Source organism: Brevundimonas sp. (genome assembly GCF_041911375.1).
Lineage (GTDB): Bacteria > Pseudomonadota > Alphaproteobacteria > Caulobacterales > Caulobacteraceae > Brevundimonas.
In genome coordinates this window covers 1-25,637 of the sequence record NZ_JAYRPA010000041.1, presented here as the reverse complement: position 1 = coordinate 25,637, position 25,637 = coordinate 1, and the positions used below count along the sequence as shown (strand labels likewise).

24 protein-coding genes and 1 tRNA gene are annotated in these 25,637 nt (G+C 69.7%); 10 read left to right on the top strand and 15 right to left on the bottom strand.

Annotation, left to right across the window (positions count from 1 at the left end; all coding sequences use genetic code 11):
- Positions 1-27 precede the first annotated feature (27 nt).
- The 3 genes from ACE3PU_RS08280 (at position 28) to recA (ending at position 4,875) form a co-directional block, all read left to right on the top strand.
- The gene (locus ACE3PU_RS08280) at positions 28-1,911 is read left to right on the top strand and encodes a M20/M25/M40 family metallo-hydrolase (RefSeq protein ID WP_374388583.1); all 1,884 of its coding nucleotides are present in this window, start codon (positions 28-30) and stop codon (positions 1,909-1,911) included.
- A gap of 72 nt (positions 1,912-1,983) precedes the next feature.
- Complete coding sequence (locus tag ACE3PU_RS08275; protein ID WP_374388581.1) at positions 1,984-3,624, top strand: MHYT domain-containing protein; 1,641 nt, start codon at positions 1,984-1,986, stop codon at positions 3,622-3,624.
- A gap of 168 nt (positions 3,625-3,792) precedes the next feature.
- The gene (recA, locus tag ACE3PU_RS08270; protein WP_374388577.1) at positions 3,793-4,875 is read left to right on the top strand and encodes a recombinase RecA; all 1,083 of its coding nucleotides are present in this window, start codon (positions 3,793-3,795) and stop codon (positions 4,873-4,875) included.
- A 111-nt stretch (positions 4,876-4,986) separates the two neighbouring features.
- Here the strand turns inward: recA and ACE3PU_RS08265 are convergent, their stop codons facing one another.
- The 8 genes from ACE3PU_RS08265 to ACE3PU_RS08230 all read right to left on the bottom strand — a co-directional run bounded on the left by ACE3PU_RS08265 (position 4,987) and on the right by ACE3PU_RS08230 (position 11,320).
- Positions 4,987-5,286 (bottom strand): DUF1801 domain-containing protein, encoded by a 300-nt coding sequence (locus ACE3PU_RS08265; RefSeq protein ID WP_374388575.1) that lies wholly within the window; start codon positions 5,284-5,286, stop codon positions 4,987-4,989.
- A gap of 110 nt (positions 5,287-5,396) precedes the next feature.
- Positions 5,397-6,815 (bottom strand): NAD(P)(+) transhydrogenase (Re/Si-specific) subunit beta, encoded by a 1,419-nt coding sequence (locus tag ACE3PU_RS08260; RefSeq protein WP_374388572.1) that lies wholly within the window; start codon positions 6,813-6,815, stop codon positions 5,397-5,399.
- A gap of 22 nt (positions 6,816-6,837) precedes the next feature.
- Positions 6,838-7,104 carry a hypothetical protein gene (locus ACE3PU_RS08255; protein WP_374388570.1) on the bottom strand — a complete coding sequence of 89 codons (267 nt, stop codon included), beginning with the start codon at positions 7,102-7,104 and terminating at the stop codon, positions 6,838-6,840.
- Positions 7,101-7,409 (bottom strand): hypothetical protein, encoded by a 309-nt coding sequence (locus tag ACE3PU_RS08250; protein WP_374388568.1) that lies wholly within the window; start codon positions 7,407-7,409, stop codon positions 7,101-7,103. Before ACE3PU_RS08250 ends, ACE3PU_RS08255 begins: the two co-directional genes overlap by 4 nt.
- Complete coding sequence (locus tag ACE3PU_RS08245) at positions 7,406-7,729, bottom strand: NAD(P) transhydrogenase subunit alpha (protein WP_374388565.1); 324 nt, start codon at positions 7,727-7,729, stop codon at positions 7,406-7,408. The genes ACE3PU_RS08250 and ACE3PU_RS08245 overlap by 4 nt, the downstream gene beginning before the upstream one ends.
- Before the next feature lie 160 nt (positions 7,730-7,889).
- Entirely contained in the window at positions 7,890-9,023 is a 1,134-nt protein-coding gene (locus ACE3PU_RS08240) for a Re/Si-specific NAD(P)(+) transhydrogenase subunit alpha (RefSeq protein WP_374388563.1), read from the bottom strand.
- A 118-nt stretch (positions 9,024-9,141) separates the two neighbouring features.
- Positions 9,142-9,411 carry an aa3-type cytochrome c oxidase subunit IV gene (locus ACE3PU_RS08235; protein ID WP_374388561.1) on the bottom strand — a complete coding sequence of 90 codons (270 nt, stop codon included), beginning with the start codon at positions 9,409-9,411 and terminating at the stop codon, positions 9,142-9,144.
- Between the two features lie 112 nt (positions 9,412-9,523).
- Positions 9,524-11,320: a M3 family oligoendopeptidase gene (locus ACE3PU_RS08230; protein WP_374388559.1), complete on the bottom strand. Its 1,797-nt coding sequence runs from the start codon at positions 11,318-11,320 to the stop codon at positions 9,524-9,526.
- Positions 11,321-11,415: 95 nt separating this feature from the next.
- On the opposite strand from ACE3PU_RS08230, the gene ACE3PU_RS08225 reads away from it, so the two are divergent.
- Complete coding sequence (locus ACE3PU_RS08225) at positions 11,416-13,170, top strand: DUF4153 domain-containing protein (RefSeq protein ID WP_374388557.1); 1,755 nt, start codon at positions 11,416-11,418, stop codon at positions 13,168-13,170.
- Between the two features lie 109 nt (positions 13,171-13,279).
- Positions 13,280-14,728 (top strand): sigma-54-dependent transcriptional regulator, encoded by a 1,449-nt coding sequence (locus tag ACE3PU_RS08220; RefSeq protein WP_374388555.1) that lies wholly within the window; start codon positions 13,280-13,282, stop codon positions 14,726-14,728.
- A 78-nt stretch (positions 14,729-14,806) separates the two neighbouring features.
- On the opposite strand, the gene ACE3PU_RS08215 is transcribed toward ACE3PU_RS08220, so the two are convergent.
- From ACE3PU_RS08215 to ACE3PU_RS08200, 4 genes are all read right to left on the bottom strand, one after another.
- Entirely contained in the window at positions 14,807-15,151 is a 345-nt protein-coding gene (locus tag ACE3PU_RS08215; protein ID WP_374388646.1) for a hypothetical protein, read from the bottom strand.
- A gap of 1 nt (position 15,152) precedes the next feature.
- Positions 15,153-15,428 carry a DUF2312 domain-containing protein gene (locus ACE3PU_RS08210; RefSeq protein ID WP_135063746.1) on the bottom strand — a complete coding sequence of 92 codons (276 nt, stop codon included), beginning with the start codon at positions 15,426-15,428 and terminating at the stop codon, positions 15,153-15,155.
- Between the two features lie 296 nt (positions 15,429-15,724).
- Complete coding sequence (ykgO, locus tag ACE3PU_RS08205) at positions 15,725-15,850, bottom strand: type B 50S ribosomal protein L36 (RefSeq protein ID WP_008263184.1); 126 nt, start codon at positions 15,848-15,850, stop codon at positions 15,725-15,727.
- A gap of 176 nt (positions 15,851-16,026) precedes the next feature.
- Positions 16,027-16,103, bottom strand: a tRNA-Ala gene (locus ACE3PU_RS08200).
- A 178-nt stretch (positions 16,104-16,281) separates the two neighbouring features.
- Between ACE3PU_RS08200 and ACE3PU_RS08195 the strand changes: the two genes are divergently transcribed.
- Complete coding sequence (locus tag ACE3PU_RS08195) at positions 16,282-17,571, top strand: lytic murein transglycosylase (RefSeq protein ID WP_374388551.1); 1,290 nt, start codon at positions 16,282-16,284, stop codon at positions 17,569-17,571.
- Positions 17,572-17,620: 49 nt separating this feature from the next.
- Here the strand turns inward: ACE3PU_RS08195 and ACE3PU_RS08190 are convergent, their stop codons facing one another.
- Positions 17,621-18,523 (bottom strand): enoyl-CoA hydratase-related protein, encoded by a 903-nt coding sequence (locus ACE3PU_RS08190; RefSeq protein WP_374388548.1) that lies wholly within the window; start codon positions 18,521-18,523, stop codon positions 17,621-17,623.
- A gap of 116 nt (positions 18,524-18,639) precedes the next feature.
- Here ACE3PU_RS08190 and tldD point away from each other — a divergent pair, with 116 nt between their 5' ends.
- The 3 genes from tldD (at position 18,640) to ACE3PU_RS08175 (ending at position 21,078) form a co-directional block, all read left to right on the top strand.
- Positions 18,640-20,070 (top strand): metalloprotease TldD, encoded by a 1,431-nt coding sequence (gene tldD / locus ACE3PU_RS08185; protein ID WP_374388546.1) that lies wholly within the window; start codon positions 18,640-18,642, stop codon positions 20,068-20,070.
- Between the two features lie 132 nt (positions 20,071-20,202).
- The gene (locus ACE3PU_RS08180; RefSeq protein ID WP_374388544.1) at positions 20,203-20,487 is read left to right on the top strand and encodes a hypothetical protein; all 285 of its coding nucleotides are present in this window, start codon (positions 20,203-20,205) and stop codon (positions 20,485-20,487) included.
- A gap of 9 nt (positions 20,488-20,496) precedes the next feature.
- A complete protein-coding gene (locus ACE3PU_RS08175) occupies positions 20,497-21,078 on the top strand; it encodes a hypothetical protein (protein ID WP_374388542.1) in 582 nt (193 codons plus the stop codon).
- Here the strand turns inward: ACE3PU_RS08175 and ACE3PU_RS08170 are convergent.
- Positions 21,072-22,040: a TraB/GumN family protein gene (locus ACE3PU_RS08170; RefSeq protein WP_374388540.1), complete on the bottom strand. Its 969-nt coding sequence runs from the start codon at positions 22,038-22,040 to the stop codon at positions 21,072-21,074. The two genes, ACE3PU_RS08175 and ACE3PU_RS08170, sit on opposite strands and share 7 nt — an antisense overlap.
- 168 nt (positions 22,041-22,208) lie before the next feature.
- On the opposite strand from ACE3PU_RS08170, the gene ACE3PU_RS08165 reads away from it, so the two are divergent.
- Positions 22,209-24,284 carry a TonB-dependent receptor plug domain-containing protein gene (locus tag ACE3PU_RS08165; RefSeq protein ID WP_374388538.1) on the top strand — a complete coding sequence of 692 codons (2,076 nt, stop codon included), beginning with the start codon at positions 22,209-22,211 and terminating at the stop codon, positions 24,282-24,284.
- Positions 24,285-24,374: 90 nt separating this feature from the next.
- On the opposite strand, the gene ACE3PU_RS08160 is transcribed toward ACE3PU_RS08165, so the two are convergent.
- Positions 24,375-25,637 (bottom strand): peptide MFS transporter (locus ACE3PU_RS08160; RefSeq protein WP_374388536.1); only part of this gene is annotated, 1,263 nt, incomplete at its 5' end.

Here is a 25,637-nt window from a genome sequence, read left to right as displayed (position 1 = left end):
GCGCCCTAGCGTCACCGGGGAAACGATATGCGTCTGGTCCTGTTGCTCGCCGCCCTCGCGACCGCATTCGGTCTGGCGGTCCTGACCACCCAGTCCCCCCGGCCCCTGCCCGCGTCCAGCAGCGTCACGACCTTTTCGGCCGAGCGCGCCATGATCGACGTGCGCCGCCTCGCCGCCGAACCGCATCCGGTCGGCACGATCGAGCACGCGCTGGTGCAGGCCTATCTGCTGGGCCGGATGACGGACATGGGCCTGGCGCCGACGCTGCAGGCCGGCCTGCTGTCGCCGGCGGCCGTGGCGCGGATCGAAGACCGGGGCGAAAGCGCCGACGGACTGAGGGCGGTCAACATCATCGGCGTGCTGCCGGGCCGGGATCCGTCGCTGCCGGCGGTCGTCATGATGGCGCATTACGACAGCGTGCCCGGGTCGCCCGGCGCGGCCGACGACGCCTCGGGCGTAGCGGCGATCCTGGAGGCGGTTCGGGCGATACAGGCCCGGGGCGCCGCCGACCGCACCCTGATCGTGCTTCTGACGGACGCCGAGGAGTTGAACCTGGACGGGGCGCGCGCCTTCTTCAGCGAGCATCCCTTGCGCGACCGCATCGGCGCGGTGGTCAATCTGGAAGCCCGGGGCGGCGGCGGCCGGGCCATGATGTTCGAGACCGGCGACGGCAACGCCGAGACCATCGCCCAGTACGCCCGCGCCACGCGCGACGCGACCGGCGGTCCCTCCAGCAACGCCCTGGCGGTGTTCGTCTATCGGCTGATGCCGAACGGCACGGATTTCACCGTGGCGGCCCAGCGCGGCCTGGCGGGGGTGAACCTCGCCTTCATCGGCCGGCCGGCCCAGTATCATTCGCCGACATCGACCCCCGACGCCCTGGATCAGGGCAGCCTGCAGCACATCGGCTCGCAGGCGCTGGAGGCGGCCGACCACTTCCTTCGCGCGGAGGCCCTGCCGCAGGCGACATATAACGCCGTTCATGCCGACCTCTTCGGCCTGGTCGTGCTGCGTCACCCGCCACAGGCGGGATGGCTGCTGCTGGCCCTGGCCGCCGGCCTGACCGGATTCGCCGCCTGGGGGGCGCGCCATGCGACCGGCCTGCGCTGGAGCGACCTGGGCCGGGGCGTGGCCAGCGGGGCGTGGTTGCTGGCCGCCGGCCTGGTGCTGGCGCAGGCGGTGCGCGCGCTGGGCGGTCCGATGGGCCAGCGAATCGATTCCCCGGAAACCTACTACACGCTGCTGCGCCGCCTGCCGTGGATGGAGGCCGGGACAGGACTGGCGCTGCTCGGCGCCGTCCTGGTGCTGATGGCGGGCGTGGCGGTCATCGGACGACGCATCGTCGCGGGCGTGATCGCGGTCCTCGGCCTGCTGGCGCTGACGCTGGGCGGCTTCGATCCCGTTCTTGCCGTCGCCCTGGCGCTCGCCGTGGGGCTGACCTTCTGGCCGCGCGGCGAGACAAACGGACCCTGGGGCGGATGGCTGGGGCTGATCATCCTGGTCTTGATGTTCGCGGTCGTGGTCCAGGCGGCGGCCCCGGAGGCGGCCTTCCTGCTGGTCTGGACCGCCCTGATCGCGGCCGCATCGGCGGCCGGGTCCGCATTCATCAGCGCCCGTCTGGCCGATTGGCGCGCGCTGCCGCCCCCGCTTCTGGCCACCGGCCTGGTCGGCGCCTGGCTGCTGGGCCAGGGGCACGGCGTGTTCCTGGGCGTCGGCATGGACCTGCCGGGCGCGCTGGCGCTGATCGCGCTTCTGGTGCTGATGCTGGCCCGTCCGCTGGCGCCGTCCGGGCTTGGCGCGCGTCACGCCCTGGCGGCGGCGGCCGGGGCCTGTCTGCTTCTGGGCTGCGGCCTTTCGTTGGCCGGTCGAACGGCCGAGCCGCCCGCGCCGGACGCGGCGGTCGTCCCTTGAAGCCTGAATTGTCTTCGATCCTGCGGCGGTTCCGGGTTATGGCTGCCGCAACGTCCGCCTGAGCCGCTCCGCTTGCCTCACCATTCGTCTTTAAGTCTGTTCTTCGTCCTGTCCCTGGCTGTCGCCATAATGGGCGCGTGGACGGCGCTGGACCTGTTCAATCGCGTGCGATCGCATCTGGGCGCGGCGCGGCTGCGCTGGCTGACGATCGCCGCCCTGGTGTTGGGCGCCAGCATCTGGTCGATGCATTTCATCGCCATGCTGGGGTTCGATCCGGGCAGCCCGGTCTCCTATGACGTCGGCCTGACGCTGGCGTCCTTCCTGCTGGCGACGGCGGGCACGGGGATCGCCTTCCTGACCGCGGCCCGAACAGAGGCGAGCCCGGCGCGGTTGGGCGCAGCGGGGATCGCCATGGGCCTGGCCATCGCGGCCATGCACTATGTGGGGATGGCGGCGATGCGCACCGCCGCGGTCGTGGCCTACAGGCCGGATCTGGTCGCACTGTCGATCGCCATCGCCATCGCCGCCTCCACAGCCGCCCTGTTCGCGGCGCGCGAGGATCGCAGCCTGAAGTGGCGCGCTCTGGCCGCCCTTGTCCTGGGCGGGGCCATCGTGGCCATGCACCACACGGGGATGGCCGCCCTGGTCCTGACCCCGGCGGAGGCGGACCTGCGGCCGGGCGACGCCTCGCCGCTGATGCTGGCCGTCGCGGTGACGGCGGGATCGGTCGCCATACTGTTCCTGGCGCTCGGCGCCTCGGTCTTCGACCAGCGCACCAATATCCTGGCGGCCGTCGACGCCGGAGGCGTGGGCTTCTGGGAGGCGCAGCTGCCGTTGCGCGCGCCGGTCGTGTCCGCGCGCGTGCGGGAGATCCTGGGCATTCCCGCCGATGCGCGGCTGGGCCCCACCGAGATCGGCGATCGCCTGGCGCCCGCGGACCTGCCGCTTCACCAGGCCGCGCTGGAGGACGCGATAGCCGGCCGCAGCGACTATGACCAGGAATGGTTCATTCCGAGCGTCGGCCGCTGGATCCACCTGCGCGGCCGATTGATCCGCAGCCGGTCCGGCCGACCGCTGCGCATGTCCGGCGTCATCACCGACATCACCGACCGTCGTCAGGCCTTCATCGCCCTGGCCGACAGCGAGCGTCAGCAGCGCGTCCTGATCAACGAACTGAACCACCGGGTGAAGAACACCCTGTCCACGGTCCAGTCGATCGCGCGCCAGACCGCGCGGCGTTCGCCGGATCTGGCGGCCTTCACCCCCTTGTTCGAGGCGCGGTTGCTGGCGCTTTCCAACACCCAGAACCTGCTGACCGCCGGCAACTGGGAGCGCGCGCCGCTGCGCGATCTGCTGGAACAGGAACTGGCGCCCTACGCCGGCGAACAGGTGCGGCTGAACGGGCCGGCGGTCGACCTCGACCCGCGCCAGACGCTGGGCCTGGGCATGGCCTTCCACGAACTGGCGACGAACGCCGCGAAATACGGCGCCCTGTCCACGGCGGCGGGATGCGTCCGCGTCGACTGGTCGGTCGCGGGGGGCAGCCTTCTGTTGGACTGGGTCGAGAGCGGCGGCCCCCTGGTGACGCCGCCGACGCGCCGGGGCTTCGGCTCGCACCTGATCGAGACCACCGTCAACCGATCGCTCGGCGGTTCGGCCGCCCTCGCCTATCCCGAAGACGGCTTCACCTTCAGCCTGCGCCTGCCACTCTAGGGTACGTCAGAAACGGTCGCCCCAAAGGCGATGTTCTCGCTTTGATCGCGAGAACATCTTGTGAACCGGAACAAACCATGCACATAGTCCCGTCATCGAAAGGGGGCGGGTCCATGGCGGGTCTCTCCCGGAAACCAGATGGGAATCATGGCAAGGGAGACGGGTAAGATGGCTTCGCAGGCGGCATTGAAATTGGTGGGCAAGGAAGACGGCGACAAGCAGCGCGCGCTGGAGGCGGCGATCGCTCAGATCGATCGCGCCTTCGGCAAGGGCTCGGTGATGAAGCTGGGCAAGGCCGGGCAGGTCAACGAGATCGAGAGCGTCTCGACCGGCTCGCTGGGCCTGGACATGGCCCTGGGCATCGGCGGCCTGCCGGTCGGACGGGTGATCGAGGTGTTCGGTCCGGAATCCTCGGGCAAGACGACCCTGGCGCTGCACACGGTCGCCGAGGTGCAGAAGAAGGGCGGCGTGGCCGCCTTCGTCGACGCCGAGCACGCGCTGGACCCGGTCTATGCGCAGAAGCTGGGCGTCAATCTGGACGACCTGCTGGTGTCGCAGCCCGACACGGGCGAACAGGCGCTCGAGATCGTCGACACCCTGGTGCGCTCGGGCGCCGTCGACATCGTGGTGGTCGACTCGGTTGCGGCGCTGACGCCCCGCGCCGAGATCGAGGGCGAGATGGGCGACAGCCTGCCGGGGCTCCAGGCGCGCCTGATGAGCCAGGCGCTGCGCAAGCTGACGGCCTCCATCAGCAAGTCGAAGTGCATCGTCCTGTTCATCAACCAGATCCGTCACAAGATCGGCGTCATGTACGGCAGCCCCGAGACGACGACGGGCGGCAATGCGCTGAAGTTCTACGCCTCGGTGCGCCTGGACATCCGCCGCACCGGCGCAATCAAGAACCGCGACGAGGTGGTCGGCAACACCACCCGGGTGAAGGTGGTCAAGAACAAGGTCGCCCCGCCGTTCCGCGAGGTCATCTTCGACATCATGTACGGCGAAGGCATCTCCAAGCTGGGCGAGATCATCGACCTGGGCGTCAAGGCCGGGGTGATCGAGAAGTCGGGCAGCTGGTTCAGCTATGACTCGACCCGCATCGGCCAGGGCCGCGAGAACGTGCGCGAGTTCCTGAAGCAGAACCCCGACATTTCCGCCTCGATCGAAAAGGCCGTGCGCGCCTCGACCAACAAGATCGCCGACGAACTGCTGGGCACGCCCGAGCCGGACGAAGGCCAGGACCTGGAAGGCTAGGTCTCCAAGAACACTCCGCCGTCGCCCTCGCGACCCGCCACCGACCCCGCGAGGGTCGGCGGAGCCGGCCCGCTCGACCCCCATGTCGGGCGGGCCGTTTTTTGTCCGGGATCAGTCGCCGTTTCTGGCGCGAACCGAGGCGATCGAGCGGTCGATGAGCTCGCGCAGGATCGCCGGATCCGCATCGGCCAGCCGGTTCAGATACAGGCACGCGCTGCCCGTCTTGTGCTTGCCCAGCCGCGCCAGCAGGTCCGCCTGCTCGGCGAAGCCCGGCATGATGTAGAGGACAAGATTGGCCTTGCGCGGCGAGAAGCCGACCAGGGGCCAGTCACCGGTCGGGCCGCGATAGCGGCCGAAGCCGACGATGGACGCCCCCCACAGCACCGGCGGCTCTCCGGTCGCTTCGGCCATCATGGCGCTGATCGCTTAGGCGTCCGCGCGGCGCGCGGGGTTCTCGACCGCGGCGATGAAGTCGGGGACCGAGGCGTCCGTCGGTCGCGTCTTGGGCTCGGCGGCCATCGCTAGAGCCCCTTCACGATCCCCTCGACCATCCTCTTGGCGTCGGCGAACAGCATCATGGTGTTGTCGCGGAAGAACAGCTCGTTCTCGACGCCGGCGTAGCCCGAGCCCATGCCGCGCTTGATGAACAGGACGGTGCCGGCCTTCTCCACATCCAGGATCGGCATGCCGAAGATCGGCGACTGGGGATCGGTCTTGGCCGCCGGATTGGTCACGTCGTTGGCGCCGATGACGAAGGCCACATCGGCCGAGCTGAACTCGGCGTTGATGTCCTCGAGCTCGAACACCTCGTCATAGGGGACGTTGGCCTCGGCCAAGAGGACGTTCATGTGGCCCGGCATGCGGCCGGCGACGGGGTGGATGGCGTATTTCACCTCGACCCCCTCCGTCTTCAGCTTGTCGGCCATTTCGCGCAGCGCATGCTGGGCCTGGGCGACCGCCATGCCGTAGCCGGGGACGATGATGACCTTGGAGGCGTTCTTCATGATGAAGGCGGCGTCCTCGGCCGAGCCCTGCTTCACGGGGCGCGTCTCCCTCGCTCCGCCGGCGCCCGCCGCCGCATCGCCGCCGAAGCCGCCCAGGATGACGCTGACGAAGCTGCGGTTCATGCCCTTGCACATGATGTAGCTGAGGATCGCGCCGGACGACCCGACCAGCGCCCCGGTGATGATCAGGGCGATGTTCTCCAGGGTGAAGCCCAGCGCGGCGGCGGCCCAGCCGGAGTAGGAGTTCAGCATCGACACCACCACCGGCATGTCGGCGCCGCCGATGGGGATGATCAGGGTCGCGCCCAGGATCAGGCTGAGCACGAAGACGCCCCAAAAGGCCCAGGTGGCGGCCCCGCCCGAGCCGATCATCACGCCGATCAGCAGAACCAGCGCCAGGCCCAGACCGATGTTGATCAGGTGCCGCGCCGGCAGCAGGATCGGCGCGCCCGACATGTTGCCGTTCAGCTTGGCGAAGGCGATGACCGAGCCGGTGAAGGTGATGGCTCCGATGGCGACGCCCAGGCTCAGCTCCACGATCGACAGGGTCTTGATGCCGCTTCCGTCGGCCGAGAGGATGCCGAACGCCTCGGGGGCATAGACGGCGCCGATGGCGACCAGGCAGGCGGCCATGCCGACCAGGCTGTGGAAGGCGGCGACCAGTTGCGGCATGTCGGTCATGGCGACCTTGCGCGCGATCAGGGCGCCCGCGCCCCCGCCGACGATGACGCCGCCGGCGATCAGCGCCAGGGTCACGCCGTCCAGGGCGCCGGTCGTCCCCAGCGTCAGCAGGGTCACGCCAATGGCCAGGGCCATGCCGACCATGCCGAAGGTGTTGCCCCGGCGGCTGGTCTCCGGGCTGGAGAGCCCGCGCAGCGACAGGATGAACAGGACACCCGAAACCAGATAGGCCAGCGCGGCCAGCGATGCGTTCATCGTCCGTCCTCTCCCGAAAGTCTCATTGCGTCCGCGCCAGCCGCCACAGGGCGGCGGCGATGAACAGCGGGCCGATGAACATCAGCGCCCATTCGAACACGCCCAGCGGCCGCGCCTGCATCACGACCCGCACGAGTATGGCCGAGAAGACCAGCACGATGCCGCAGTCGTGCAGCCGCTGCCGCTGAAGCGGAATTTTGGTCCCGAACCAGCTCCACAGCCACAGGCCGATGCCGATCGCCGTGGCGATCCAGGAGGCGACGATGGCGATGTGGGCGGCGTCGGTCATGGCGCGGGCTTGAGCCCTTCGCCTCCGCCACGCCGGGCTGACCACCGCCTATAGGCCCGAACAGAACGCCAGACGAACATGGCGCCGACGACGCAAAAGAACGCGACGTGGCCCCAGTCGCCCGCCATGGCCGACTGCCATGCCCCCCCAGCGAAGACGCCGAGCGCCATGCAGAGGCCAATGCTGGCCACCGAGTTGCGAAACCGGGTCCCCAAGCGGTCGCTGGCTATGACGAGCAAAAGAAGCAAGCCGATCAGGACAGCAGCTGCCGCGGTGAGCGTCATGTCGAGGGACCATTCAATCATTTCGCCGGCCGCTCCTTCTTCTTGTACATGGCCAGCATCCGTCGGGTGACCATGAAGCCGCCGAAGATGTTGACGCTGGCCAGAGTCACGGCCGCGACGCCGGCGCCCTTGGCGACCCAGGCGCCGGGGCCGGTCGCATCACCCGAAACGGCCGCGGCGGCGATCAGCCCGCCGACGATGATGACGCTGGAGATGGCGTTGGTCACCGCCATCAGCGGCGTGTGAAGGGCCGGCGTCACGCTCCAGACGACATAGTAGCCGACGAAGATCGCCAGCACGAAGATGGCCAGGCGGAAGACGGTGGGATCGACGTGTTCCATTACGACCTTTCTCCCTCCCCGCTCCGGGGAGGGTGGCTGACGCGAAGCGTCAGACGGGTGGGAGCGGTTGGCGAAGCGACCTGCGGTCGTCCCCACCCGGTCGCCGCTGTCGCGCCGACCACCCTCCCCAAAATGGGGAGGGAGAGGTTCGGAGGCATCCTCATCCCCTCACCCCCTCATGCACCAGGGCTCCGCCGTGGGTGACGACGGCCGCCTTCAGGATCTCGTCCTCCAGATCGACCGCCAGGGCGCCGTCCTTGATCAGAAGTCCGACGAAGGCGGTCAGGTTTCGGGCGTAGAGGGCGGATGCGTCGGCGGCGATGCGGCCGGGTAGGTTGGCCCAGCCGATGATGGTGACGCCGTTCGGTGTGGTCACGACCTCGTTCAGCCTGGAGCCCTCGACGTTGCCGCCCGCTTCCACCGCCAGATCGACGATGACCGAGCCCGGCTTCATCGACGCGACGTGGGCGGCGGTCAGCAGGATGGGCGCCGCGCGGCCAGGGATCAGGGCGGTGGTGATGACCACGTCCTGTTTGACGATATGGGTCGCGGTCAGTTCGGCCTGCTTGGCCTGGTATTCCGCCGACATCGGCTTGGCGTAGCCGCCGGCGGTCTGTGCGTTCCGGAACTCCTCGTCCTCGACGGCCAGGAATTTGGCGCCCAGCGATTCCACCTGCTCCTTGGTGGCGGGGCGGACGTCGGTGGCGGTGACGACGGCGCCCAGGCGCCGGGCGGTGGCGATGGCCTGCAGCCCCGCGACGCCCACGCCCATGACGAAGCATTTGGCGGCGGCGACGGTGCCGGCCGCCGTCATCATCATGGGGAAGCCCTTGCCGTAGGCGTAGGCGGCCTCGATCACGGCGCGATAGCCGGCCAGGTTCGCCTGGGACGACAGCACGTCCATGACCTGGGCCCGGGTGATGCGGGGCACGAACTCCATGGCGAAGGCGGTGGCGCCCGCGCCGCGCAGGGCCTCGACCGTCGCCTTGTCGCGGTAGGCGTCCAGCATGGAGATCACGACGGCGCCCGGCTTCAGCGCGCTGGTCTCCTGGGCGGTGGGGCCGCGCACCTTCAAAACGATGTCGGCGCCGTCCAGCACGGCGCGGGTGTCGGGTTTCACTGTCGCGCCGGCGGCCCCGTAGTCGGCGTCCGGGATCGAGGAGCCCAGGCCGGTCCCGGCCTCGACCGCGACGGACGCGCCCAGGGCGATCAGCTTCTTGACCGTCTCGGGCGTGACGGCGCAGCGCGTCTCGCCTTCGCGACGTTCACGGGTGACGGCGATAGCGACAGCCAAGCGAATCCCCTCGTTTCTGTTCTTGCCAGAAACGTTAGGCCCGATAGGCGCACGGCGTCAAAGCACCGTTACGCCACGCTTGGCGGCGGGATGAGGAGATCTGACCCTGAAAAGGGGTTCAGCGGGCCTTGGGCTTGGACTTCAGCGCGAACCAGCCGACGACCGACAGGACCACCGCGCCGATCAGGCCGGCGATGAAGCTGCCGCCCGGATGGAACCACAGCGTCAGCAGCACCAGCAGCACAGCGACGCCCAGCGAGCCCCACTTGGTCATGAAGATGAACAGGTCGAAGGTCGACGCCTGCTCGTTGATCGCCATCTCGCCATGGACATAGGCCTGCGCGTCGGCGTCGGCTTCGGCGGTGGCGGGATTGTGCGGCTCGGCCATGGAGATTCCCCAGTCGTTCTTGGCGGACTTATAGCGAGGCGCGCGGTTCGCTCAAGTGCAAGTCGCCGCCTCCGATCCGCCCTTCACCGTGCCGGGAATGACGTCGGACGGATCAGGACAGCGCCTCGAACTGATCGACCAGCCGCTCAAGCCGCTGGCAACCCACGCTCCAGAAAGCCGGATCGCGGGGGTTCAGGCCGAAGGGCCTGAGAGCCTCGACATAGGTGCGGGTCCCGCCGCCGGCCAGCAGGTCGCGGTACAGGGGCGCAAAGCCCGCGGGATCCGCGCGACGCGCCTCCATCAGCGCCGCGACCAGCAGGTCGCCGAAGGCGTAGGCGTAGACGTAGAAGGGCGAGTGGACGAAGTGGCTGACATAGCTCCACCAGTGCTCGTAGCCGGGGTTCAGGGTCACGGCCGGCCCGAGAGAGGCGGCCATCTCGTCCAGCCACAGCTCGTTGATGCGTTGCTGCGGCACCTCCCCCTTCTGGCGCTCGTCATGGAAGCGGGTCTCGAAGCGGTGGAAGGCGATCTGGCGCACCACGGTGTTCAGCCCGTCCTCGATGCGGCCGGCCAGCAGGCCGCGCTGCTCGGCCTTTGGCGCGGTGGCCAGCAGGCGGTCGAAGGTCAGGCCCTCGGCGAAGATGGAGGCGGTCTCGGCCAGGGTCAGCGGCGTGTCGGCCAGCAGCGTGCCCTGATCCGCCGCCAGAATCTGGTGCACCCCATGGCCCAGTTCGTGCGCCAGGGTCAGGACGTCGCGCCGCTCGCCCATCCAGTTCAGGAACACATAGGGATGGCGGTCGGCGGTGACCGGGTGCGCATAGGCGCCGGACTGCTTGCCCGGCCGGGCGCGACCGTCGATCCAGGGGCGGTCGAAGAAGCGAGCGGCGCGGTCGGCGAAATCGCCGCCCAGGTCGGAAAAGCTGCCCAGCACGATCTCGCGTCCCTGATTCCAGGTGAAGGCGCGGGGCGCGGCGGTCTCGATTGGGGCGTTGCGGTCCCAGTGGTCCAGCCGCGCCTTGCCCATCGCCTTGGCCTTCAGGGCGTAATAGCGGTGTGACAGGCGCGGATAGGCCTGGGCGACCGCCTCGGCCATGGCGTCGACCGCCTCGCCGTCGACCTCATTGGCCAGGTGGCGGCTGTCGGCGGGGCGGCTGAACCCGCGCCAGCGGTCCTCCATCGCCTTGTCGGCGGCCACGGTGTTCAGCACCAGGGCGATGGTCGGCGCGCGGGCGGCCAAGGCCTCGGACAGGCCTTCGGCGGCGGCCTTGCGGCGGGCGGGCTTGGCGTCCGACAGCCGGTTCAGGGCTTCGGCCAGGGTCAGGCTCTCGTGACCGGACCGGGCGCGAAGCGCGGCCAGCTGTTCGTCGAACAGCCGCGGCCACTGGGCGGTGATCGGGCCGCGCTCGGCGATGAAGGTCTCGAGCTCGGCGGACAGTTCGTGCGGCTTCATCGCCCGGACGCGGCGCAGCCACGGGCGCCAACGCGCCGCGCCGGCGTGGGCGTTCAGGGCGGCCTCGAGCTCGGCGTCGTCGATCTGGTTGATCTCCAGCGTCAGCCAGACGGTCGGGGTGGCGATGGCGGTGATCTTCTCGCGCACATCGGCCTCGAAGCCCTGCGCGCCCGCGTCATCGCGCGCGGTGGAGGCGGCCAGGAAGGCGTAGGCGCCCAGGGCGCCCAGAATGTCGGACGCCTGCTCATAGGCGGTGATCGCCCGGTCCAGCACCGCGCCCAGCCCGGCCGGATCGGCGCGTTCGGCGACCAGTCGGCCGCGCAGGCTGTTCAGCTCGTCCACCAGCACGCGCGAGCGGGCCAGGTCCGTGGCGATGCGGGCGTCGTCGCGCGAACCGTAGAGGTCGGTCAGGTCCCACAGCGGGGCTTCGGTCTCGGGGGTCTTGAAGGGGGCGTTCATGGTGCTGTTGTGGGGGGCGGGCGAGCGCGCCGCAACCGGGCAAGGCCTTCGCGCGACGCTTTCATTGTGCCAAGCCTGCGGATCGGAGGACCGCCATGGACCAGTTCAGCGACACCGGCCGCAGCGGGCTGGGCGGAGAGCGCCGGCTGTTCGCCGCGCGCCTGATCACCGGCCTGTTGCAGGGTCTGGCGCTCTACGCCCTTTATTTCGCGGGCGAACATGGCCTGTGGCCGCGCACCCAGCCGGCGGCGTTCGGCGCCCTGGCGCTGGCGGCGGGCTATGCGCCGGTCGTGGTGCTGGCGGGCGTGGGAAGGCTGTCGGGGCGGACGCTGACGATCTGGACGGCGGTGGCGGCCGTCGTCCTGGCGCTGCTGGGCTGGCACGACGTGGACCGGCGCGTGCTGGAAAGCTGGACCCAGCCGCCGTTCCTCAGCCTTCCGACGCTGGCGTTCGCCGCCGCGGCCCTGTTCATCGCCCATCACCTGATCGCGCCCGCGGTGCGGGCCGGGCGCCCGATCGCGCCCTATGCCGACTATTTCGACGTCGCCTGGAAGGCCGGCGTGCAGCTGGCGCTGTCCCTGGCCTTCACCGGCGCCTTCTGGCTTCTGCTGCACCTCGGCGGCGCGCTGTTCCGGGTGATCGGCATCGACGCCCTGGAGCGCCTGCTGTCCCAGGCCTGGTTCGCCATTCCCCTGCTGTGCCTGGCGTTCGCCACGGCGGTGCAGCTGACCGACGTGCGCGACGGTCTGATTCGCGGCGTGCGGACGGTGGCCCTGATGCTGCTGTCATGGCTGCTGCCGGTGATCGCCGTCCTGGTGGCGAGCTTTCTGCTGGCCCTGCCGTTCACCGGGCTGGACGGACTGTGGGGCACCCGCAGCGCGACGACGCTGGTGCTGTCCGCCGCCGCCGCCCTGATCATCCTGATCAACACCGCCTATCAGGACGGCCGACCCGACAACCTGCCGCCGCGCGCTCTGCGGGTCGGGGCGCGGATCGCCAGCGTGCTGGCGGCGCCGCTGGTGGGCCTGGCCTTCTGGGGCCTGATGCTGCGGATCGGCCAGCATGGCCTGACGCCCGACCGGATCATCGCCCTGGCCTGCGCGGCCGTGGGCGCGGTCTACGCCGTCGGCTATCTGATCGCCGCCGTGCGGCGCGGCCCGTGGCTGAGGCCGCTGGAACGGACAAACGTCATCGCCGCCGTCCTGTCGGTCGCCGTCATCCTGGCCCTGTTCAGCCCGCTGCTGGATCCGGCCAGGCTGTCGTCGGCGAACCAGACGGCGCGGCTGGAGCGCGGCGCGGTGGCGGCCGCGGACTTCGACTTCGACTTCCTGCGCTTCGAAAGCGGCAAGGCCGGGCGCGCGGCGCTGGATCGGTTGGCGCGCTCCAGCGAGCCCGAGGTCGCGCGCCTGGCCCAGGCGGCGAAGCAGCGCGATGCACGGGCGTTCGACACGCCGGCGGAACTCCGTCGCCGGGCGCAAGGCGTGCGGATCGCGCCCGTCGCGGGCCAGACGATGCCCGAAGGCTTCGCCGCGCAGACGGAAGCCCTGCCCGACGTGCTGACCTTCTGCAGCGGCGACCAGCCGTGCGTGCTGAGACGGCTGGATCTCGACGGCGACGGGCGGGAGGAAGCGCTGGTCGCGGCCCAGCGCATGGTGCTGGCGTTCGGCCAGCGCGAGGACGGGCGGTGGCGGGCCCTGGGCCGCTACGGGCCGGGCTGCGTCGAGCCGCGCGATCGACTGCGCGACGCGCTCGGCGGGGACGTCGCGTCCGCTCCGGCCGCCCTGCCGGACCTGATCGTCGGCGGGCGGCGCCTGCAGGCGCAGCCCGAGGTCGACTGCGGCGCGGGTTAACCGGACGGTCACCACGCCCCACAACGCCATTTTCACCTCGTCAGCCTAGGAATCGTCCCGAAACGAGCCAGCCCGGTCGAGGCCGGCCGCCGATGATGACGAGGTTTCCATGGCCAAGACCGTTCTGGTCGTCGACGACGATCCGACCCAGCGCCGCCTGATCCAGGCGGTTCTGGAGCGCGACGGCTATGCGGTGGTCCACGCGAACGGCGGCGGCGAGGCCATCGACCGCATGACGCACGGCGGCGGGGCCGACGTGGTGCTGCTGGACATGGTGATGCCGGAGATGTCGGGCATGGAGTGTCTGGCCGAACTGCGCAGCGCGGGCGTGACCACGCCGGTCATCGTCCTGACCGCCAACGCCGGGGTCGAGGCGGTGGTCAAGGCCATGCAGGCCGGCGCCCAGGACTTCTTCGTCAAGCCGGTCAGCCCCGAGCGGCTGCTGGTCGGCGTGTCGAACGCGCTGCAGCTGACGCAACTGACCGCCGAGGTCGGGCGGCTGACCAAGAAGGCGCAGGGCCGCGCCAGCTTCGACGACATCATCGGCGAAAGCGCGCCGATGCGGCTGGTCAAGGCGCTGGGCGCGCGAGCGGCCCGGTCGTCCATTCCCGTCCTGATCACCGGCGAGAGCGGCGTCGGCAAAGAGGTCATCGCCCGCGCCCTGCACGGCGCCAGCGACCGGGCCGGCAAGCCGTTCGTCGCCGTGAACTGCGGGGCCCTGCCCGCCAATCTGGCGGAGTCCATCCTGTTCGGCCACGAGAAGGGCGCCTTCACCGGGGCGGTGGAGAAGACGCTGGGCAAGTTCCGTGAGGCCGACGGCGGCACCCTGTTCCTGGACGAGATCGGCGAACTGCCGCTGGATCTGCAGGTCAAGCTGCTGCGCGCCCTGCAGGAGGGCGAGATCGATCCCGTCGGCGGCAAGCGGCCGGTCAAGATCGACGTGCGCATCGTCTCGGCCACCAATCGCGATCCGGCCCAACAGGTGAAGGACGGCGCCTTCCGCGAGGACCTGTTCTACCGGCTGAACGTCTTTCCGATCGAGGCCCCGTCCCTGCGCGAGCGGCGCGAGGACATCCCGGCCCTGGTCGACCACTTCATCGCGCGCTTCAACGCCGAGGAAGGCAAGCGGATCGCCGGCTGCGCGCCGGAGACGATGGCGCTGCTGCAGGGGTTCGACTGGCCCGGAAACGTGCGCCAGCTGGAGAATGCGGTGTTCCGCGCCATCGTCCTGGCCGACGCGCCCTTCCTGCAGCCGCACGACTTCCCCGCCATCTCGGGCGTGGCCGCGCCGATGCCGCAGGCCCAGGAGGCCGCGCCCGCGCCGGCGCCGGCCTATGGCGACCTGCCGCCCCTGCCCGACCAGCCCATCCGCATCCTGGACGACCGGGGGCACCTGCGCACCCTGGACGACATCGAGCGCGACCTGATCCAGCACGCCATCGAAGTCTATTCCGGCCACATGAGCGAGATCGCGCGACGCCTGGGCATCGGCCGCTCGACCCTGTACCGCAAGGTCCGCGAACAGGGGTTGGAAGGTCAGTTGAAGGAGGCGGGTTGAGGTTTACGCGACCAACCCCTGCAAGGTCGCCGAACTTCCATCGCCTCATGCTCGCTTGAGCCGAGATGACGACGGGGGTCAGTCGTCCTTCTTGCGTCCCCACCGGCGCTTCGGCGCCTCGCCCTTGGCCTTGGCGGCGATTTCCTTGAGCTTGCGGCCCTGCATGGCCGACAGCGCCTGACCCGGCGCGCCCTTTTCAGGGTCGGCGAAGGCGCGGCCGTGGGTCTTGATCCGGTCGCTGACGGACTCGAGGAACTCGCCCTCCCATTCGGACAGCGAAACGCCCGCCTTCTCTGCCGAGCGGCGGGCGCGCTTCAGGGCGTTGAGCGCGGCGCGTTGCGCCGCCTTGCGTTCAGCCTCGAACGGGCTGGCGGGCGGCTTTCTCGCGCCGCCCTTGCCGCCGCCGAAGCCGGATCGCTTCAGGTCAGACCTCGCCGAGAGCCGACAGGTAGAGGTCGAGGATCGCCTCTTCCTCCTGGCGCTTGGCCTTGTCCTGCTTGCGGATGCGGATGACCTTGCGCAGGACCTTGACGTCGTAGCCCTCGCCCTTGGCCTCGGCGAAGACCTCCTTCATGTCGGTCATTACGGCCTGCTTGTCCTCCTCGAGACGCTCCAGGCGCTCGATGATGGTGCGAAGGCGGCCTTGGGCCGTGGCGGTCAGGACGTCGGGCGAGGCGTCGAAGGCGGCGTCATCGGCCATGGGGAGAACTCCAGAAATCAGGCGCGGACGCTAACCATGCCGGGCCGCGCGGCTCAACCGCGAACACGAAAAAGGCCGCGGACAAAGTCCGCAGCCTGTGGATCGTAGGGCTTTCCTGATGCGCTGCCGCCCTTCGGGCTGCCTGAGCGCATCCTTTTCACGCCACCGCCCTGCGGGCTGCTTGAGCGCATCTTTTTCGCGCTACCGCCCTGCGGGCTGCTTGAGTGCGTGCTTGTCGCGCTACCGCCCCTGGGGCCGCCAGAGCGCGACGCCTCTTGCGAGGCTCAGGAAAATCCTTAGCCCTGCTTGGCCTTGAAGCGCGGGTCGGTCTTGTTGATGACGAAGACGACGCCCTTGCGACGCACGACCTTGCAGTCGCGGTGGCGGGTCTTCAGGGACTTGAGCGAGCTGCGGACCTTCATGGTCGGACGTCCTGAGAGAAACCAATAGAAAAGCCGCTGACCCGGTCGGATCGCGGCGGAGGCGGTGCGTATAGATAGGCGACTCCCCGCCGTCAAGCCGAAAGGGCGTGAAACCCGCCTTGGCGCTCTCCCGGGGCGGGAGGTCGCCAGAAGGGCTGGCGCAAAGCTTTAAAGGATGGAGGCCTGACCTCCGAGTCGAACGGAGGGTTCACGGGGTTGCACGCCCGTCGCGTCGCCACTCCGCCATCAGGCCGTCAGAGGGACTGCGCTATTACGCCGCACCGGCGGAGGACGTCGACAAAAATGAAGGTTAATGACGCCAATTGGGGAAGCGGACCGTGCGGTTTCGCGTGTCAGGCGTTTTGCATGAACCGCGGCCTTCGCGCGGATGTCATTTCCCCCGTTTGGCGAGCTGCTCTAGTTTGATTCTCATGCGCTTTTCCTCCCGCCTCCTCCTGATCGGCTGCGTCGCCGCCTGCGCGCCCATGTTGCCGGAGCCGCCGCTGCCGGCGATTCCGACGTCGCAGCCCGCGCCCGCGCCCGCAACCACGCCCCCCGCGCCCGCGCCGACTCCTTCGACCAACCCGCCGCTCGCGGCCTACGACCAGCAGGGCTTCGAGGGCTGGAAGCAGAGCTTCCTGGCCCGCGCCAGCAGCGCCCGGCGCGCAGCCTACGCCCGCGAGATGGAGGGGCTGACGCCCGATCCCAGCGTGGTGCGGCTGGACCGCAACCAGCCGGAGTTCTCGCGCCCCGCCGGCGTCTATGTGCAGAACGCCGCGACCGCCGTCCGCATCGCCCAGGCCAAGCAGCGCATCGACCGCGTGCCGTGGGCGGTGGTCCAGCGCTTTGGCGTGCCGAGCGAGATTCTGGTCGGCATCTGGGCGCAGGAGAGCGCCTTCGGCCAGGTGCAGGGCGACTATGACGTGATCCGCTCTCTGGCGACCCTGGCCTATGACGGCCGCCGACGGGAATGGGCCGAGGGCCAGCTGAAGCACGCCCTGGACATCGTCATCGACGGCCGGCGCGAGCGCGGGGGGCTTAAGGGCAGCTGGGCCGGGGCCATGGGCCAGACCCAGTTCATGCCCGACAACTATCTGCGTCTGGGCGTCGATCAGGACGGCGACGGCCATGTCGACATCTGGGGCGACGACGCCGACGCCCTGGCCTCGGCCGCCAATCTGCTGGCCCAGGCCGGCTGGAAGCGCGGCCAGACCTGGGGCTATGAGGTGACGCTGCCGGCCGGTTTCGACTACGCCGAGGCGGAAGGGCCCAAGCATGACTGGGCCTACTGGGCCGCCAAGGGCGTGCGCCTGGCCCAGGGCGGGACGCCCAACGGCGCCGAGGCGCGGGAGCCGGCGACCATCCTGCTGCCGCAGGGCGCGAACGGCCCGGCCTTCATGGCCCTGCCCAACCACTATGTGATCCGCCGCTACAACAACTCGGTGTCCTACGCCCTGGCCATCGGCCTGATCGCGGACGGGATCCAGGGCAAGCCCGCGCTGACCAAGGCCTGGCCCAACGACGCGCCGCTGACCCGCGACCAGCGCATCGGCGCCCAGAACGCCCTGACGCGCATGGGCTTCGACACCCAGGGCGTGGACGGCGTCATCGGCGCCAACACCCGTGCCGCCCTGCGCCGCTGGCAGCAGGCCAACGGGCGTATCGCCGACGGCTATCTGACGGCGGAGCTGGCCGACGAGCTGATCCGCCGGGCGGCATAGGCGCCAGGGGCGTGCTCACCCTCTCCTGTTGGGAGAGGGTGTCAGCGATTCAGCCTGCCCAGTTGGGCGGGCGCTTTTCGAGGAAAGCGGCGACGCCTTCGCGGCCTTCCTCGGAGACGCGCGCGCGGGCGATGCGGCGGGCGGTGTCGTCGATCAGGCCGGTGTCGATCTTGTGGTGGGCGATGTCGTGGACCAGGCGCTTGGCGTCGCCCATGGCGCCCGGCGCATTGGCCGACAGGCTGTCGGACAGCATCTCGATGAACTGGTCGACCGAGCCTTCCGGCAGGACCAGATCGATCAGGCCGGCGTGGGCGGCGTAGTCGGCGTCGAAGATGTTGGCGGTCAGGAACAGCTGGCGCGCGCGGCGGGCGCCGACCGCCTCGATCACATAGGGGGCGATGGTCGCCGGGATCAGGCCCAGCTTGACCTCGGAGAAGGCGAAGCGGGTCCCGGCCACGGCCACCGCCATGTCGCAGGCGGCGACGATGCCGGCCCCGCCGCCCATGGCCGAACCCTCGACCACGGCCACGGTCAGGGCGGGCACGTCGTGCAGGGCCTTCAGCATCCGGGCCAACCCCTGGGCGTCGGTGCGGTTGTCGGCTTCGGACCAGCCGGCGGCGTCGCGCATCCAGTTCAGGTCGGCGCCCGCGCTGAAGGTGCCGCCCGCGCCGCGGATGAAGACGACGCGCACACGGTCGGCGCCGTGCAGGGTTTCGAACGCCTCGTGAAGGGCGGCGATGGTCGCGGCGTCGAAGGCGTTCTTCCTGTGCGGCCGGTTGATGGTGACGAAGACCACGCCGTCGGCCGTGGCGTCGATCTGGACCAGGTCGTCGTTGGCGTCCGGCGCGGCGTCAGGCACCAGAGGCTGGGCGATGCGGTTGATCTCGACCTCTTCGGCGTCGGTGACGTCCAGGGCTTCGAGGTCGGCTTCGGTCGGCTTGCGGTCGGTCATCTGGGGCTCCTTGGCCGGAGAACGTTCGGGAGGGGTGTAGCGCTCCCGAACGCGGTTGGGAAAGCGCGTGTCGCGCGGCAGGTGACGAAGGGCGCGCGAGCCCCTACCTAGGGTGCATGACCGTTCATGTTTCCCCGCCGCCCATCCTCGAAACCGCCGGCGTCGACCCCGACGAGGCCCTGTCGATCCTGAAGGGCGCCCTGAACGGCGCGGACGACGGCGAACTGTTCCTGGAACGCTCCGAGAGCGAGAGCCTGGTGTTCGACGACGGCCGGCTGAAGTCGGCGGCCTATGATGCGACCGAGGGCTTCGGCCTGCGCGTCGTGGCGGGCGAGACCGCCGGCTACGCCCACGCCAATGAAATCTCGGCCGCCGCCCTGCGCCGCGCCGCCGACAGCGCCGCTCTGGCCAAGCAGGGTCACGCGGGCGTGGCGGCCGAGGCCCCGCGCGCCACCAACCAGAAGCTTTACGGCGAGATCGACCCCCTCGCCTCGCCCGCCTTTTCCGACAAGATCGCCCTGCTGGCCGAGATCGACGCCTGGGCCCGGGCGCGCGATCCGCGCGTGGTGCAGGTTTCGGCTTCGCTGGTCGGGGAGCGGCGGGCCATCGAGATCCTGCGCGCCGATGACCGGGCGGTGCGCGACATCCGCCCGCTGGTGCGACTGAACGTGTCCGTCACCGTCGAGCAGGACGGCCGACGCGAGAGCGCTTCGTCCGGGGCCGGCGGCCGGGCCGGGTTCGAGACCTGGGTGGCGCCCGAACGCTGGCAGGCGCAGGTGGACGAAGCGCTGCGCCAGGCGCTGGTCAATCTGGAGGCGGTCGATTGCCCGGCCGGAGAGATGGACGTGGTGCTGGGCGCCGGCTGGCCCGGCGTGCTGCTGCACGAAGCGGTCGGCCACGGCTTCGAAGGCGACTTCCACAGAAAGGGCTCGTCGGTCTTCAACGGCATGATGGGCAAGCGGGTCGCGGCGCCTGGCGTGACGGTGGTGGACGACGGCTCGATCGCCGGACGGCGCGGATCGCTGTCGGTCGATGACGAGGGCACGCCGACCTCGCGCACTGTGCTGATCGAGGACGGCATCATGGTCGGGCTGATGCACGACCGGCTGTCCGCGCGGCAGATGGGCGTGGCCGCGACGGGTAACGGGCGGCGCCAGTCCTTCGCCCACATGCCGATGCCGCGCATGACCAACACCTTCATGGAAGGCGGCAAGGAGTCGAAGGCCGACATGATCGCCAGCACGAAGCGCGGGCTCTATGCGGCCAACTTCGGCGGCGGTCAGGTCGACATCACCAACGGCAAGTTCGTGTTCCAGTGCACGGAGGCCTATCTGATCGAGGATGGCCGGATCACCGCCCCGGTGCGCGGCGCGACCCTGATCGGCGACGGGGCGACTGCCCTGACCCGCATCGAAATGATCGGCGACGACTTCGCCTTCGATCCGGGCGTGGGCGTCTGCGGCAAGGCGGGCCAGGGCGTGCCGGTCGGCATCGGCCAGCCCAGCCTGAAGATCGGCGGCCTGACGGTCGGCGGCACCGCGGTCTGACGCCAGGACAGACTGGAGCCTGATCTGCGGCATCAGCGGAATCGCGAACCGATCTCCCTCAGCCGATCAGGCTCTAGCGGAACCGTATCGGACGGTGACGTGTTTCCCCGCCACACTGGAGAGGAGACCACAATGTCCACCGAACGTACCGTTGAACATCCCGATGGCCGCGTCGAGCGCGTGACTGAAAACACGTCCGCCCCGACCGTGGTCGAACGCCGCGGCGGCAGCGGCATGGGCGCCATCGTCGCCCTGATCATCGGCCTGCTGGCCGTGCTGGTCATCGGCTACTTCCTGATGAACATGAGCCGCAGCGAACAGGTCGAGTCCAACGCCATCGCCGGCGCGGCCGAGAGCGTCGGCGGCGCCGCCGAGAACATCGGCGACGCCGCCCGCGACGCCGTGCCCGCCAACTGATCAGAGTCGATGACCGCGCCGCGCGCCCGGCTTGAAGCCTGCCTGTCCAGTCCCCGGCTGCGCTGGGGACTGGGCGGGCTGGCTGTCGTGGCGATCGGCGCGGCCGCGATCGCCATGACCGCGCGCCCGCAATCCGCCGCTGCGGACGTCGACAGCCCGCTGATCCAGATTCGCCTGGTCGCGCCCACCGAGCCCGAGGTGGAGCCCGGCGCGGTGATGGACGTGGGCCGGCTTCGCGACGACTTCGACCGCGCCGCGCTGGCTCGCGCCGAAGCGGCGAGGCGCGCAGAACAGGCCGCCGCCCAGGCGGCACTGGCCTATGTGGACGACGCCTATGTCGAGGGCGATGAGGTCGCGACCCTGCAGACGGCGACGGACGATTACGAGGCGCCGAGGGTGATCCTGCCGGCGCCGCCCCGGCGCGAGATCGACCTGCGCCGCGAATACGCCGGCGCCCCTGGCGCCTATGGCTTTGATATTCCGCGACCCGACTACGCCGCCGAACGGCGCGCCCGGCGCGAGGCGTGGGAGGCCCGCGCCGCCCAGGAGGCCGCGCGGCGAGACCGGGCCTATGCGGACGCCCGCTACTGAAGCGAGCCTTCGCCGTCTGGCCGCCAGTCCGGACCGCGCACCTCCAGACCGTCGGCTTGAAGCCGATCCAGCACCCCGCCCTTCTCCGCCAGAAGCCTGAGCGGGGCCACCGCCAGGGTGACGCCCGGCTGGGCCAGAGCCTCGCGCGTCGCCTCGATCCAGCGCTGACGAAGGACAGGTCCGATCCCGGGATCACCGGTGGGCCAGCAGCGGTCGAAGGCCTGGTCCAGAGGATTGGCCAGCACGGCCTGGACCCTGAGCCGGCTCCAGTCGTCCAGGCGACGCGCCGCGCCGTCGGGGCCCGCCTCGGCCGCCCGCGCGGCGGCGTCCAGGCACGGCAGATGGGTCTCTAGCGGCGCCTGCAGCAGATTGTCGATCATCTCGTCGCCGCGGATGACGCCGACCGGCGCGCCGGAGACGCCCGCCGTGCGGGCCGCCGCTCGCACGACCTGCTCCACCGCCCGCTCTCGCCGCGTCGAGCCCGCAGTCTTCAGCAGATCGAAGCTCTGGACCGTCGGCGTCTGGGTGCGCCAGGCCTTTGACCGATCACCTGCGTGCAGACGCTCCAGCCGGGCCATCAGCTCGGGCGAGGCGTAGTCGGCGATGGTCGCGTCCTTCGGCAGGCGGGACAGGGTGCGGATGCGCCAGATCACGCGCATCACGTCGGTCAGGGAGGCGCGGCCCTCGATCGGATAGAGGATGCGCTGGGCCCGGGCCGTCGCCGCCTCCAGCGCTTCGGGCCGCCAGGCGTAGTCGCGCGGCACGCCGGCGACGGACCCGACCAGAATGACCGATCCCGTCGCGGTCTCGACGGTCCACATCGGCAGGCCTGCCCGACGCGCGACGACCACGATCTCGTCGACGGTCGCGACGTCCGGGCCGCCGTCGACGGGCTGTGCATTAGCGCCGGTCGTCATGACAAAGGCCAGCCCGAGGGCTGCAAGCGCGATCCTGAAGCTCATCGTCCCCGCCTCAAAACATTACCGGACTGTATAGATTGCAGCAGCAAAGTATTGGCACGTGAAATCCTTGTAATGATGTCGTCGATTTAATCCACCTTTCGGCCTTGTAACTGGAGATGAACGGCAGGCGTCGGCACACATCCCTCACCAAATCCGAGGGGAAGACCAATGACAAGAACCACCCTGCTGGCCACCACAGCCCTGCTGTTCGCCGCCGGCGCCGCCCATGCGGGGGACGAGCCCCAGGTGGCCGAGGCGCCCGTGCCGACCGGCGCCACCAGCCAGGCGCCGCTGGCGGACGCCGCCCAGCGCGGCGTGCTGGTGTTCACCCCCGACTTCTTCGCCGCCCAGCGCCCCAACACGGCGCTGGACATGGTCAACCGGGTGCCCGGCTTCTCGGTCGAAGACGGATCGGGCGCGCGCGGCTTCGAGGGCGCGGTCGGCAACGTCCTGATCAACAACGCCCGCCCCGCGTCCAAGAACGACACGGGCTCCAACGTCCTGGGCCGCACCCTGGCCAGTCAGGTCGACCGCATCGAGCTGATTCGCGGCGGCGCGCCCGGCATCGACATGCAGGGCTATTCCGTCGTCGTGAACGTCATCCTGAAGGCCGAGAGCAGCCGCCAGTCGATCCTGACGTGGAACACCACCCAGTTCGAGGGCGCCGGCACGGACCTGTACGGCGGCAGCTATCAGTTCACGGCCCGCGACGGCGATCGCAGCTGGGGCGTGACCCTGTCCGACGGCATCAGCATGAGCGATTCGAACGGCGCGGGCCGTCTGGTGCGCCGGGACGCCAACGGCGCGGTCCTGCGCGACGAAAAGACGATCAACGACGGCTATGGCGGCGGCAACTCGATCCGCGGCACCTATGCGGGGCCGCTGGCCGGGGGCAAGGTCGACCTGACCGCGCGATACGGCATCAACGACTGGCACGGCTACGACATCGCCCAGTCCCCCGCCGCCTATCGCGAGAGCCGCGACGACGAGGACGTCAAGGGCGGCGAATTCGGCGCGACCTGGGAGCGCCCGCTGGGCGAGCGGTTCAAGCTGGAAACCCGCCTGATGCACCAGTTCGACAGCTGGGACGGCCTGTCGACCTATGACGTAACGGAAGACGGCGTCGATGCGCCCCGTCAGGAGTTCGACTATTCGGGCGACAGCTCCGAAACCATCCTGCGCGCCCTGGTCCGCCACGAACGGTCCCCCAAGATCACCATCGAGGCCGGGGGCGAGATCGCCTACAACATGCGCGAGACCGAACAGGCCTTCACCGTTGGCGGGACGCCCGTTCCGCTGCCCAGCGCCTCGGTCAAGGTCGAGGAAACCCGCGGCGAGGCCTTCTCCAAGGGCACCTGGCGGCTGCATCCCGACCTGACGCTGGAGGGCGGCCTGCGGCTGGAGGCGTCGACCATCAGCCAGTCCGGCGACGCCGACCAGGAGAAGAGCTTCTTCTTCGCCAAGCCGCGCTTTCAGGCGACCTGGACGCCGATGCCCGACAACCAGCTGCGCTTCCGGTTTGAACGCGAGCTGGGTCAGCTGGACTTCTCGGACTTCGCCGCCTCGGCCGAATTGCAGGACGAGACCGTGTTCGGCGGCAACGTCGACCTGGAGCCCGAGCAGCGCTGGATCAGCGAACTGACCTACGAGCGCCGCTTCTGGGGCGACGGGGTGGTGTCCATCGGCTATCGCCACGACGAGATCGTCGACGCCATCGACGTCATCCCGCTGGCCGACGGCCTGTCCGCGATTGGCAACATCGGCGACGGGACCCTGGACCAGCTGGCCCTGAACGTGGTCCTGCCGCTGGACAAGTTCGGCTTCACCGGCGGCCAGTTCACCTTCAAGAACGAGTGGAACAGGACGCGCGTGACCGACCCGACCACGGGCGAAGAGCGCCCCATCTCGGGCGTGCGGACGACCCAGGCCAACGTCGGCCTGCAGCAGGACATCGCCAGCTGGAAGCTGCAGTGGGGCGTCAACTGGCTGCCCTATCTGAGCGGACAGCCGACCTACGACCCGGACCAGATCTCCAGCTGGAGGGGCTCGGACTATGTCGAGATGTTCGCCGAGTACAAGCCGACCTCGACCCTGTCGATCCGGGCGCAGCTGAACGTGTGGGACGACTTCTCCGTGCGCCGCACGGTCTTCACCGACCGCGAGACGCGCGACACCCTGTTCGTCGAGGAGCGCCAGATCGATCCCCGCACCTTCTTCTCGCTCCGGGTCCGAAAGACCTTCTGAGGCGGCGACAGCCGCGACAGACAGGCGCGAAAGAAAAAGCCCCGGCGGATGGCTCCGCTGGGGCTTTCTCGATGGGTGAAGCAATGGCCGTCAGTGGATGCCGGCCATGCCCTTCTTCAGCAGCGGCGAGATCAGCAGCAGGAAGACGCCGACGCCGACGCCGGTCCAGCCGATCGTGCCGAAGATGGAGCCGTAGGTCTGCAGCGCCAGCGCCGGGCTGGTCACCACGCCCGCCACCGTATCGGTCGCCGTCGCCTGGGCGATGAGGCCCGCGACGATGTGGGCGACCGAGCTGGACAGGAACCACACGCCCATCATCAGACCCACCACGCGCGCCACCGACAGCTTGGTGATCATCGACAGGCCCACGGGCGACAGGCACAGCTCGCCGATCGTGTGGAAGAAGTAGGTCAGGAACAGGAACAGCAGCGGCACGCGGAAGGCTTCGTTGGCCTGGGAGCCCGCGGCCCAGGTCAGGACCAGGAAGCCGAACCCGACGAACACCAGGCCGAAGGAGAACTTCACGGGCGTGGAGGGTTCGAGGTTGCGCTTGGCCAGCCAGACCCACAGGGCGGCCATGATCGGGCCGCCGATGATGATGATGCCCGGGTTGAACATCTGGGTGTAACCGGCGTTGAACCACGCCGGCATCTGGGTGGACTGGTCGGCGAACAGGGTCAGCGAAGAGCCGGCCTGCTCGAACAGGGCCCAGAACAGCACCGAGAAGAAGATCAGCACCTGGGCCACCAGCATGCGGCTGCGTTCGGCGCCCTTCAGGCGAAGCACGGTGTAGCCGACCACCGCCGCGAAGATGACGCCGGCGATCCACGGCAGGCCCGCCTCGATGATCTCGTGGCGCTGCATCAGCATCCACGTCGGGATGACGGCGATCAGGCCGGCGATCCAGAAGAAGGGCTCCAGCGGCACGCCCAGGATGGAACGGCCCTTGATCGGAACGGGCGGCGCGCCGCGCCCTTCCAGCCAGGACTGGCCGAAGATGAAGGTCAACAGGCCGAACAGCATGCCGATGCCCGCCAGGCCGAAGCCATAGGCCCAGCCATAGTTGAAGCCCAGGTAGGAACAGGCGGCCGTGGCCAGGAACGAGCCCAGGTTGATGCCCACGTAGAAGATGGTGAAGCCGCCGTCGCGACGGGGATCGTTCTCCTCGTAGAGGGCGCCGACCACGGTCGAGATGTTGGCCTTCAGGAAGCCGACGCCGACGATGATCAGCGACAGCGCCAGGAACAGGATGGGCTCGCCCACGGCGGTGTCGCGGGTGGTCTCCAGCGTATAGGCGCCCGTGGCGGTGAAGGCGGGGAAGCCGGCGGCGGCGGCGGCCTGCGGCGCGGCTTG